At 46.8% G+C, this 12,913-nt stretch carries 7 protein-coding genes; 4 read left to right on the top strand and 3 right to left on the bottom strand.

Features of this window, described 5'->3' with window-relative positions; genetic code table 11:
* The 3 genes from A3735_RS29835 to A3735_RS23110 all read left to right on the top strand — a co-directional run.
* Nucleotides 1–9,006: thrombospondin type 3 repeat-containing protein (locus A3735_RS29835; protein WP_197485994.1), on the top strand; the 9,006-nt coding region annotated here is incomplete at its 5' end.
* Between the two features lie 184 nt (nt 9,007–9,190).
* Nucleotides 9,191–9,865, top strand: a complete 675-nt coding sequence (locus tag A3735_RS23105) for a thiol:disulfide interchange protein DsbA/DsbL (protein ID WP_082865026.1) — start codon at nt 9,191–9,193, stop codon at nt 9,863–9,865.
* Between the two features lie 142 nt (nt 9,866–10,007).
* On the top strand, nt 10,008–10,877 hold the full coding sequence (locus A3735_RS23110) for an endonuclease/exonuclease/phosphatase family protein (protein ID WP_068509233.1): 870 nt from the start codon (nt 10,008–10,010) through the stop codon (nt 10,875–10,877).
* A 106-nt stretch (nt 10,878–10,983) separates the two neighbouring features.
* On the opposite strand, the gene rpmG is transcribed toward A3735_RS23110, so the two are convergent.
* On the bottom strand, nt 10,984–11,139 hold the full coding sequence (gene rpmG / locus A3735_RS23115) for a 50S ribosomal protein L33 (RefSeq protein WP_068510851.1): 156 nt from the start codon (nt 11,137–11,139) through the stop codon (nt 10,984–10,986).
* A gap of 11 nt (nt 11,140–11,150) precedes the next feature.
* Nucleotides 11,151–11,387, bottom strand: coding sequence for a 50S ribosomal protein L28 (gene rpmB, locus A3735_RS23120; protein WP_068510857.1), 237 nt, complete (start codon nt 11,385–11,387; stop codon nt 11,151–11,153).
* 231 nt (nt 11,388–11,618) lie between these two features.
* Here rpmB and A3735_RS23125 point away from each other — a divergent pair, with 231 nt between their 5' ends.
* Nucleotides 11,619–12,581: an ROK family protein gene (locus A3735_RS23125; RefSeq protein ID WP_068510853.1), complete on the top strand. Its 963-nt coding sequence runs from the start codon at nt 11,619–11,621 to the stop codon at nt 12,579–12,581.
* A 3-nt stretch (nt 12,582–12,584) separates the two neighbouring features.
* On the opposite strand, the gene A3735_RS23130 is transcribed toward A3735_RS23125, so the two are convergent.
* Nucleotides 12,585–12,913: JAB domain-containing protein (locus A3735_RS23130; protein WP_304440008.1), on the bottom strand; the 329-nt coding region annotated here is incomplete at its 5' end.

Genomic DNA, 12,913 nt, shown 5'->3' on the forward strand with positions numbered 1-12,913 from the left:
GTTCATTACAACCCTGTACAGAGTGACCTGGATGATGATGGTCGCGGTGATCCTTGTGACCTGGATCGCGATGGTGATGGCGTTAACAATGATCTTGACGCTTTCCCTTCAGATGAAACAGAAACAGAAGATACTGACAATGACGGTGTAGGTAACTCAGAAGATACTGATGACGATAATGATGGTGTTGCCGATGATCTGGATGATTTCCCGACTGACCCGAATGAAATTGTCGATACCGATGGCGATGGTACCGGTGACAATGCAGACAGCGATGATGATGGAGACGGTACACCTGATTCCGAAGATGCCTTCCCTCTAAACTCTAGTGAAGACACCGATACCGATGGTGATGGTATTGGTAACAACACCGATGATGACGATGATGGTGACGGTGTTGCCGACAGTGATGATGCTTCACCTCTAGATGCCTTGGCAAGTACTGATACAGACGGCGACGGTGAGCCAAATATCACTGATACCGATGATGATGGTGATGGTACGCCAGACTCTGAAGATCGTTTCCCACTGAACCCTAATGAAGATACCGATACAGATGGTGATGGCATCGGTAACAACACTGATACTGATGATGACAATGATGGTGTTGAAGACGATGCTGATGCCTTCTCTTTACTTGCTTCTGAGCAATTAGATACAGACGGTGATGGTACAGGTAACAATGCAGATACTGATGATGATGGTGATGGTACACCTGATGCCTCAGACCCATTCCCCCAAAATGCTTTAGAGACTCGTGACTCCGATGGCGACGGTATTGGTGATACAGCCGATACGGATGATGATAACGATGGTGTGCTAGATATAAACGACGCTGCACCGACTAGCCGCGATGGTGATGAAGATGGCGTAGGTGATGGCCGTGATAATTGCCCAGTGAATAGTAACAGTGATCAGCGTGACTCAGATGGTGACGGCCAAGGTGACGCCTGTGATAGTGATGATGATAACGATACAGTCGAAGATAGCGCAGATAATTGCCCAACAGTACCGAATAGGAATGGCCAGAGCGATAACCTAGACGGTGATGACTTTGGTGATGCCTGTGATGATGATCGTGATGGCGATGATATCAAGAACGGTGTCGATAACTGTCCTTCGACCGCTAACTCGGATCAGGAAGACACTGATGGCAATGGCTTAGGTAATGCTTGTGAAGCTGATAGCGATCAGGATGGTTTCGCCGATCAGTTAGATAACTGCCCTGCCGATGCTAACCCAGGCCAGGAAAACTTCGATGGCGATGCTCGCGGAGATGCTTGTGATGGCGACGATGATAATGATGGCGTGAGTGACCAGGCAGAAGAATTTGAAGAAAGAAGTGACCCTAGAGATCCTGATACCGATGATGACGGTGTTGATGATAAAAATGATGCCTTCCCTAAAAATCCAGAACTCCAGGAAGATTCTCAGGGTGATGACGATGGCGATGACGTTGCAAACGGCATTGATAACTGTCCAAATGATGCCAACGCGGGCCAGGAAAATTTTGATGGCGATGCACAAGGCGATGCTTGTGACCATGACGATGACAATGATGGTGCGCCAGATGATGCTGATGACTTCGATAACGATCCAAATGAGCAATCAGACAGTGATGGTGATGGCTTAGGTGACAAATCTGATAACTGCCCAACGGTTGCAAATGAAGACCAGAGCAATGCTGACCAAGATGGATTTGGTGATGCTTGTGATGCCGATACCGACAATGATGGAGTAGGCAATGAGCAGGATAACTGCCCTGTCGATATGAACCCTGGACAGCTGAATGCAGACGGCGATGAGTTTGGTGATGTTTGTGATAGTGATGATGATGGTGACGGTGTAGAAGACGCCTTCGATAACTGTCCAATTGACGCTAACAGTAATCAGGAAAACTCTGATTCTGAATCAGATGGTGGTGATGCTTGTGACCATGATGATGATAATGATGGTCTAAGCGACGCGGAGGAAAATGCAAAAGGCACCGACCCGACTGATGCTGATACAGATGACGATGGCGAAAATGATGGTGATGATAATTGCCCGCTGATTGCTAATGCAGGCCAGGAAGATGCCGATGGCAATGGCCAAGGTGATGCCTGCGACATTGATAGTGATGGTGACGGTGTATTGAACACCATGGAAGAAGCTCAGGGTACTTCACCTACAGATGCCGATTCTGATGATGATGGTAGCAATGACGGTGTCGATAACTGCCCAGCAATTGCTAATGCTGATCAGCGTAACTCAGATGATGATGCTGAAGGTGATGCTTGTGATTTGAACGATGACAATGACGCTGTTGATGATGATGCGGATAATTGCCCAACGGTTCCGAATGATGATCAAGCTGATGCCAATGAAGATGGAGTGGGTGATGTTTGTACTGCTGATGAAGATCAGGACGGTATTCCAGATACGGTAGATAACTGCCCTGCGGTGGCAAACCCAGTTCAGGAGAACGCTGATCATGATGCACAAGGCGATGCCTGTGATAACGATGATGACAACGATTCGATTGAAGATGCTAGTGATAACTGCCCGGTTAAGGAGAATGCTGACCAACTTGATCTAGATGGGGATCAGATTGGTGATGTGTGTGATCCGGACTCTGATGGTGATGGCGTTGAAAATCTAGTCGATAATTGCCCATTAATCGTTAACGCGAACCAGGAGAATACTGATCAGGATGGTCAGGGTAATGCTTGTGACTTAGATGATGATAACGATGGCGTATCCGATGAGAATGAAGCGGCTCAAGGTACGGACCCACTGTTAGCGGATAGTGACGACGATGGTAGTCACGATGGAGATGATAACTGCCCGCTAATCGCTAATGAAGAGCAGAAAGACACAGACTCTGATGGCTTGGGTAACGCTTGTGACACCGATGATGATGGCGACACGATTGCTGACGATGTCGATAACTGTCCACTCGATAGTAATGTTGGACAGGCAGATAGCGATGAAAATGGTGTTGGTGACGCGTGTGATGTGCCTTCAGTAGCTTTGTTCTACTTGAATGAACGCATTGTTAACTCTGAAACTGAAACTGATGAGTCAGGCACTGAAGATGGCATTTGTCCTTTCGATGTAAATGATGAAATGACTCGAGTGTCTCTATGGAGACAAGAAGGTTCTGTTCTAAGGGTTAGCTTTGGTGATGAAGGGCATGACGAAGGTGGTGAGTTGATGATCGATCCATCAGGACGCATTAGTGCTTCATTCAGCGATGAGTACAGCGGCGAGCATGGTTCCATGCAAACTGAGTTGGATGTTGATGGTCAGTTGGATGCAGAGTCAGGTGTCATTGTTGCCACCGTTGAAGAGAGCTTCACCTTTGCAAGTGCAGACGGCCAGATTGTTGCGACCTGTGCCTACAATGCAACAGAAACCTTTACGCCGATGGATGAAGTGTCTGCAAGTACTATCTTCGATGGTGAAACCGGAACTAATGTAGGCTTTGTTTGGATGGAAGGCGACGAGCATTATCAGGACTCAGCCAATCAGCCGGTCTTCGACTTCTTCTATGGTGTGATTGATGACACTGAAGAGCGTCGTTATCGATACGACACCAGCACCGGTGCACCGATGTGGGTAGAGGAAACTGAGGAAGACTCAAGTTTCATGCTCGGAGCCAATGGTTGGGTTGAAGTATCAGACAAAATGTTGGTTGAGGGTACGCCAGGTGTTACAGCTAATGTGGTTGCAAAGGATGCAAGCGATAACATTTTAGCGAACTGGCAAGTAACGCCATTCTCTGCGAATGTTACGGAAGAGCCAATGTTTGGTTTGATCCCTCGTGAGTGGAGTGAAGAAGGCCTAACAGCGCCTGAAGAAGTCTTTGCAGGTAGTGAGGTCTTGGCTTTGGGGATACATGCTGTGTCGCAGTTGGATGTTTATGAAGTTCGCTGCGGGGGAGCACCTGATGATGGTCCGGCAGACGGTACCGCACCAACGATGGCTTGTCATAATGCAATGGAAACCGATGACGGTACGGGTAGCCCTGTGTTAGCCGATTCGTTAGGTGACATTATTTATGAAGCAGACTCTTCAATGACAGAGAAATGGCAGGGTATGCCAGCGGGTTACTCTGATGAAGGTGAAGTTTTTGCCTACCTAACGGGTGCCGACACAAGTGGTGATGAGGGCACAAGTGGTGATGTCAGCTTCTATATCTATGACTGGGATAGCGAGTCGCTTGAAGCACTCGATCATTCTTCAAGTTGGACGATAGAGGACCCATTAGGTGATGATACGAACTTGGTGATTTCTGTCGCTTTACCTACAGAGCTTGGTAAAGAGTTTGGTGATGAAATGCCTGATGCTGTGATTGCTTCAATGATCGAAGACTCATCCGACAGTCAGCTCTATGTTCGTACTGGGCATTTCCGCGAAGCAGGTAAGCACCATTATGATAGTGGCTTGAATGGTCCGGCGATTGAGGAGGTTCAGGGTAACTTTAGCTATATTCCTCCAGAGCCAGACTCAGACCACGATGGAGTTGTAGACAGTGAAGATAACTGTATCGATGTGCCAAACCCCGACCAGGCAGATACGGATGGCGATGGTGTTGGAGATGCCTGTAGTGGCAGTGGTTCTGAAGACGGTGTATTCACAGCTGAGAATGTGGTTGGTGACTTTGCAATCACCTTCCCAGCAGGTGACACCGAGCCTGAGAGCCAGGCTTTCTACAAAATACGAGATGATGGTACGGGGACAGTTTTCTTTGAAGACGGTCCTGCAGAGGGAGAAGAGTTTACCTGGTTAATCGATGGTGAAACCTTAGTCTTGGACATTACTACTGCTACCGGTTCTCACGACTGGGATGAATATACGTTGACTTCCGGGTCTGTGGACTATGGCAGTATTCGTGCAGTAATCGATGAAGGTAATGATTCCAGTATTGAATATGACGGCCCTGCACAGTGGATGCGTGATATGGGAACTAGCGGCCCAGAAGCCTGTACCACAGGGGATGTCGAAAGTGGCGCGGTTGAAGCGGACTACGACCAAGCTGTCGAGGACTGTGGCGGCCTGGATAAGCTGCTAACGACAGAAGAAGTGAACGATACCGTTTGGTACAGCGAGCAAGATACGGTTGCTTTTGATAGCGGTGGAACCGGCAGCTTCGAAGACCATCACACTGGAACTGAATACACGACTACCTGGTCGATAGATTCTGGCTTTGTTCGCTTTACGGCGACAAGTGCTTCAGGAGTATTCTCTCGTAAGCTAGGCATCTTGGCTGACGGCTTTCCTCATATTTCTACCAAGTTCTTCCATGATGGTGAAGCTAATGACTACATTGCTAGCATGCTGTATGCAGTGAGTGAAGATGCGACTGACAGTGACTCAGACGGTATACCGGATGATATTGATAACTGTCCGACTGATGCAAACAGTGATCAGCAAGATAGCGACCATAATGGAATAGGTGATGCCTGTGATGGGGGAGACACCTCTGGTCATATGTTTACGGTAGAAGAACTTTCTGACCAAACTCGCTTTAATGTTTATTTCGACGATGCGCCAGATGATGGTGGCGACCCTTACTACATTATGGAGTCCATGACCTTTAATTCTGATGGCTCGTTTAGTGCTGAGCTAGATGACAATGCCTTGTCGCGCGGAGAATCACACTATTCAGGTGACTGGAGTATAGAAGCCGGGGACTTGGTTTTATCACTCAATGGAGGCACAGAAACAGAATATATTCACGCCTTTGGGGTAGATGATGAAAATGGCGCACTACTCGTATGTTGGGGGTCTGCACCTTGTTCTGATGACACAGAATGGTTCTTTGATGGCCAGCTAGCAGCTGAAGCATTCTTGGTAGCAATGAATAGTGGTGGCAGCGGCGGCACAGTCGTTCAGGATGCTGACGGTGACGGTATTGTCGACCAGGAAGACGCTTTTGTTGATGATGCAAGCGAGCAGTTTGATACCGACGGCGATGGTATCGGTGATAATTCCGATGCTTGCCCGTATACAGCTGATTCGACATGTGACGGTTCAGGTGTCCCCGATATGTCTGGTGAATACCTACTTGCCTGGAGTGTTGACGGAACTAACCCAGATAACGAGATGCTAAATGACGCTGGTGATCAATGTGTTGCGGAAGATGAATTATCCGGTTTTGCCTTAGTTCGAGTACAGCAGGAAGGAAACCAGGTTATTCTCAATGGAGGTGACGGAGAAGACGGCTGGATGTCGATTGGTACGATCGATGCTAATGGCGATTTCTCTGTAGAAGAGCTTGATAACGAACCGGGTCGAAGCTTTGTGCTATCAGGCAACTTTGATGGTACGGGTATAGCTGGGGGGAGTTTCACGGATTCAGAGCAAAATGAAAGTGAAACCTTAACCTGTTCTTCTAGTGGTACTTATACAGGCTCGGCACCCGTTGCCATTACCGAAAGCGATATTGATTCTACGGGGGCAACATGGTTTGAAATAGACTATCACCACGATGCTGCAGGGAATACTCAACTTGAGTTTGAGTACGGAACAATAAGTGGTGAGCTTGAGACGCTGTTTGAGCTAGACCCTGAAACTGGCATGTGGGTTGATCGTAGCTCAGAAGATATCGGTGCAGGAGAAATGTCGGTACTGACAGCCAATGGCATTGAAAGACTTGATGACCTGTTTATCATTGTCGGTTACGGTGCCGATGGATCAGAAACGCTTGGTGAGACCGCGAGAGTTGCAGCAAGCTTTGATGGTGATCCCAACGATGTTGTCGCGACGGATGTAGATTTGTCCGCCTTTGATGTCTCTGGTTTGCCAGTTCACTTAGCCTTTGGTGATGAAGCTTTCGATGCGGATGCCGTCTTTAGTGATGGCGCAGAGATCTTTGTTGCAGAGCTCAGCGCTGTTAACACTTCGTATATTTTCGAGTGTGATGCAGACTGGTCACCTTGGTTTGCTTCAAACCTTGATTGCGACAATGTGGTGCCAATAGGCTTTGTCGCTGAAGACCCTGATGAGGATGGTATTCATGATCCAATTCCAGCGACGTCTTTTGCTGATGTATTTTCGACCGCGGCAGAGCTACTTGCTCAGCCAGTGACGCAAGAAGTGTCTGATCGGGGGCTGTATATTGGTCATGGTTATGATCATGGTGGATCATTCCATATTCGTGCTTATCTTGAGTCGACTTCAGGTGACGGCAGTGGTTTGGACGGTGATCAAAATGCAGGGATTGGTTTTGTGAAAGTTTATGACCACTCTTCAGATGTATTCCATATAGCTGAACTGGCGATAAGCTCGACAACCATCGATTCACATCAAGTTATTTCTTTCGAGGTGCCTGAATTGGTAGCGAAGCTCGTTGATTTGGATAGTGAAGAGCGTCACCAGTTTATCTTTGTTGATAATTCCGAAACGGCAGGGCCGATTGTGCGCCGAGGAGGAGTACAGCTACAGGGCGCCGGTGATAAGGAACTGATGTTCAATAATGTAGCTTTTGAGGATCTGAAAGCGGCTGTCATCTTACCGGGTAATGGTGGCGGAACGGGCGGTGCTCCGGCTGGAGAGAATATCGGCCTTTGGCTACTTGATAACGGTGGCAGTGACTACCATGCAGTTGTCTTTTATGGTGATGCGAATTATATCGTAGGGCATACTGCAAACTCGGAATCCGATCCGGTTTATGGTGTGCTACCAACTTCTGCAGAGCATGGCACATATACATGGGACCCAACAAGCGGTGTTTTTGAACCAAATAAAGTTGGCGAAAGTGACGGTGATGGAGGGCTTGATAATGCCATTGGCGAGATGACCATGGTGATCGATGGCGATGTATTAACGTTCGATGATGATATAGGCCCGGATGAGCTTGTGCGAGGATACTCTGATACGAACCCACTAATTGGTGCCTGGCAGATACCTGAGCCGGGTAATATGAATATTCTGGTTTTTGTGGATGAAACTCGCTACATCATTATGCATACCAACAACGGAGAAGAGCATGATGTTGGTGTGATAGTGCCAACTTCAGCAGAGCACGGAACTTATACCTGGGATCAGGAAACAGGAGATTTCTCTGTTTCCGTGCTGGGTCAAAGCGACGGTGAGGGCGGTTTATCTCATCCTTCAGGTCTCGGTTGGAGCATGTCTTTAAATGGAGACGCGCTTAGCCTAGATGATGGTGAAGGTTCCTTTGTACTTCAGCGTGTGGGCGCAGATCCATTTGCTGCGGCAAGCAATAATGGAGTGGACTTCTCGGACTCTGCAACTCTGACGCAAGGACAAGAGCTGGGAGTTCTGGGTTCTGGTCTCTTAAGAGAATGGTATGACGATGGCACTTCGACAGAGTATGAAGAATATTATGTATTTGACAGCTCAGGTAATACTGGACGATTCGTCTGGAGGCATGATGACGAAAGTGCTGGAACAACAGATACAGGTGATGAGGCAACAACTTGGTTGGTAGATAGCTCAGGTAATCTTGAAATTACTATTGCTGGTTTATCTGAAGTACATGACGTGGCATTAGCTGATTTTAGTGACTTGTTCAGGCCCGAAATTGTCGTCAAAAAGGACGGTATGATGGAAGGACCTACGCGTGCCGAGCTAATGGTGACTCAGTCTACCTTAGCCTCAGAAGTGCCTAGCCCTGTTGATTTGACGGCTGAGAGTGATTTATTGGGTACCTACTTTTTTGAACATAACCTAAGTGAGCAAATGATTTTTGCTAGCGGGGGCGTATTTTCAGAAGTATGGGATGGAGGTTCTGAGACAGGTTTAAGCTGGTCGCTCGATACTTCAACAGATGAAATCTTGATATGTTTTGAGGGCGGCGGTACATCAACTGTTGATTGCCCGGATAGTTCACTCGATTATGTTTATGTTGAATCAGTAACAGACGACACATCAAATGCAGATGATAACTCAGAAACAACAGAAGTATGGGGGTTCGCTGGCTGGTGGCAAGTTGATGCATCGACCGGATTAGGTTCCTTCTTCCGGGATAAAGCATTTAAACAGCCCTTACCTTAAAATGAAGTAAAAAAAGCCAGGTCAGCGACCTGGCTTTTTCGTATCTATACCTTCCGGCCAGACGATAGGCCTACTAAAGGCATTTACCCAGACTCTAACTAAATGGTCATCTAGGTGTTATTGACCTGTAAAACCTTAAAGCTATTATGGATAGTTCGTTTAAATAGTTATTAAGGGGGCCTTTGTGTCTGATAAAAAGAGCCAGAATCGTTTTTGGTTGATGCCGTTTGTAGCGATCATGCTACTGCTTAGTCAAATGAGTTTTGCAGCGGATCTTTGGGAAAAAGGGCGCCACTATAAAGAATTGCCTTACCCGGTAAAAACCGCAGACCCTTCTAAAATAGAAATACTAGAGCTATTTTGGTATGGCTGCCCGCATTGTTACGAATTTAACAATGACCACTTACCTGAGTGGGAGAAAAGCTTGGCGGATGATGTAGATTTCCGTTTAATGCCAGCAACCTTCCCTGGTTGGGTAGAGCATGCAAAAGCTTATTACGCAGCTGAGTTCCTGGGTGTGTACAAAGAGATGCACCAGTACTTATTCGATAAGATCGTATCGAACCCTAAGAAGTATAAAGACGTAGACGACATAAAAGTTTTGTTTATGGATAAAGGCATAAAGTCTGAAGACTTTGATAAGGTATTTGAGGCCAGTGGGTTTAGAAAGATTTCCAAGATAGATGAGGCGATCAAAAAAGCTCAAGACAAGATCAAGAAGTTGCGTATTACAGGTGTACCGGCTTTGATTGTTAATGGCAAATACAAAATCGGTGTTCGTGACGCAGGCAGCTTTGGCAATATGGTAAAGATTGCGAATTATCTGGTTAATAAAGAACGAGAAGCTAAGAAGAACTAGTGCCGGATTTGTCGTTTTTAAGAATGGGGTGATGAGCCCCATTTTTTTTGCCTTGAGAAAATCATAAGGGCCGCTTATGCTGTTGTTAAGGCCGATTAATGTGGTAATGAATAGTCGTCGTGAAACAGGGTAATTCTAGTTTATGTATCAACGAATCAAACATCGTATCAGTGAACTGATTACGCCGATCAATGAGTCGCTACAAAACGCAGCATCGCAACAGGTGCACCCTGAAGAACTGAAAAAGACCCCGTTTCTTGAAACAGACAAAACGATTCGACTATTAACCTTCAATATTCAAGTGGGTATTTCCACCTCTTCCTACCGTCACTATCTGACACGTAGTTGGCAGCACGTTTTGCCTCACAAAAAGCGGCAAGACAATCTGGATAAAATTGCTGAGCTGATTAGTCAGTACGATATGGTGGCTTTGCAGGAGGTCGATGGCGGTAGCTTGCGCAGCGGATTTATTAATCAGGTCGAATACCTTGCGAGTAATGCAGGTTTGCCGTTTTGGTATCAGCAGTTAAATAGAAATTTTGGTCCTGTAGCAAAGCATAGTAATGGCTTGTTAAGTCGTTTCCGGCCAATCAAGGTTGAAGAGCATCGCTTGCCTGGCTTAATACCTGGCCGAGGCGTGATTGTTGCCGAGTACGGAAAAGAGGAAGATCCGATCGTATTGGTGATTATGCACTTGTCGCTCAGCGATAGTGCCCAAAAACAGCAGCTACGTTTTGTTCGGGATTTGGTTGATGACTATAACCATGTGGTGTTGATGGGCGACATGAATACCCATGCCGAGAAAATACTGCATGACTCTCCGCTAAAAGGAGCCGGCTTGGTGACTTTGCCGGGCGTATCTCATTCATTTCCTAGCTGGCGCCCTGAAAAGGCCTTAGATCATATTCTGGTGAGTCGTAGCCTATTGGTTAAGAGGGCGGGCGTGGTAACGTTTCCGGTATCTGACCATTTACCCATCGAATTAGAGGTAAAACTACCCAAAGGCTATTAGCTTGAAACTTTGAAAATATAGACATAGACAGGCACAAAAAACCCGACAATAAAGTCGGGCTTTTCAATGGAAGCAATAAGCTGCCTACCTCGAAAGGTAGAAAATCTTACTTGATTTTAGCTTCTTTGTAGACCACGTGCTTACGCACAACTGGGTCATACTTTTTGATTTCCATCTTTTCTGGCATGTTACGCTTGTTCTTGTCAGTCGTGTAGAAATGACCAGTACCAGCGCTTGAAACTAAACGGATTTTATCACGCATTGCTCAATCTCCTAAACTTTCTCGCCGCGAGCACGTAGTTCACTAAGAACTGTCTCGATGCCTTTTTTATCGATAATACGCATACCTTTGGTAGATACACGAAGCTTAACAAAACGCTTCTCGCCCTCAACCCAAAAACGGTGAGATTGTAAATTAGGCAAAAAACGACGACGTGTGCGGTTTTTTGCGTGTGAAACGTTGTTTCCTGCTACTGGGCGCTTGCCTGTAACCTGACATACTCTAGACATTGTAACCTTGCCTCCAACTTCGAAACGTCCCTTGAAAGCACGTTCAAAAAAATTCAAATATCGGACCCTTTTTTGGAGTCCTCACTAAAGAGCCCGCCTTTATACCAGAAAGCATTTTTAATCGCAAAAAATATTTTCAAAAATGTGTATAAACTTGTAACGTGGTATCGGCTTTATCAGGTACAAAATGACGCTCATATTTGGGTGTGGATGGTTGATAGAAGGGGATTTATGAAACTTGGTGTGGATCTCGGTGGTACGAAAATAGAGGCTGTTGTCTTGGACGGTCAAAAAGTTCTCTGGCGGCAACGAGTTGCAACACCAAAAAATGATTATGGGCAAACCTTACAGGCAATTGCGAGTCTAGTTGGTGAGGCGAAACAGGTCTGTGGTTTGAGCCAGGGTGAAGCAATTGGCATTGGTGCGCCCGGTGCACTGACAGACTCCGTGACGGGGCCGAGAGTAATGAAGAACTGCAATTCCGTGGTACTGAATGGTAAACCCTTGCTTGAGGATCTTAAGCGCCTACTCGCTTGTGAGGTCTATCTGGAAAATGATGCAAACTGCTTTGCCTTAGCTGAAACACTTGCAGGAAGTGGCAAAGAAGGGTTCGGCGCACAAGTGCCAGAGATTAGCTTTGGCGTGATTCTTGGGACGGGTGTTGGTTCGGGCCTTGTCGTCAACGGAAAAGTGTTAGCTGGCTTACATAGCATTGCCGGGGAGTGGGGACATAACTGTCTGCCAGCTCTTGAGTTGGATAAACTACCCGAGCCAGAGAGAGGCAGGCTTTGCTATTGTGGTCGCAAAGATTGTATTGAAACCTATTTGTCGGGGCCTGGTTTAGCCATGAGCTATCATCTTAGGTACGCTCAGGTACTTAGCTCTGAAGAAATTATTTCGGCTATGAGGGCCAAAGATGCCAAGGCGGCAGATATTTGGCAAAGCTACTTGAACCAGCTGGCTGCTTCGCTTGCTCAGGTGGTTAATATACTTGACCCGCAGATCATTATTTTGGGCGGTGGCATGTCCAATATTATCGAGATCTATTCAGATATAAATGAGCGGATGGCAGCGCATGTATTTACCGAACACGCCAAAACCCCGATCGTTTGCGCAAAGCTCGGGGATTCGGCGGGTGTCTATGGTGCTGCCTATCTTGGTGAAGGCCAAGGTGGCTTGAAAGGCTTTGGCTAATGTTTATAGCTGCCCCAGCTCAGCCATGCTCACGACAAGAGAGCCCGCGACAATCATATGATCGAGCACGCGTACGTCAATCAACTCCAAAGCTTTAACTAAACGTCGGGTAAGCTCAATATCGGCTTGGCTCGGTTTTGCTGAACCGGAAGGGTGGTTGTGACAAAAGATAACGGCAGCGGCATTGTTTTCAATCACTTTGCCGACGACCTCGCGTGGGTAAACCGAGGCAGAATCTATTGTTCCCTGAAAAAGTTCTTCGAACTTCAATACTTGGTGCTGGTTGTTTAAAAACAGGCAGCCGAATACTTCTTGCTTCTTGTGGATAATCG

The sequence above is a fragment of the Oleiphilus sp. HI0061 genome (genome assembly GCF_001635675.1).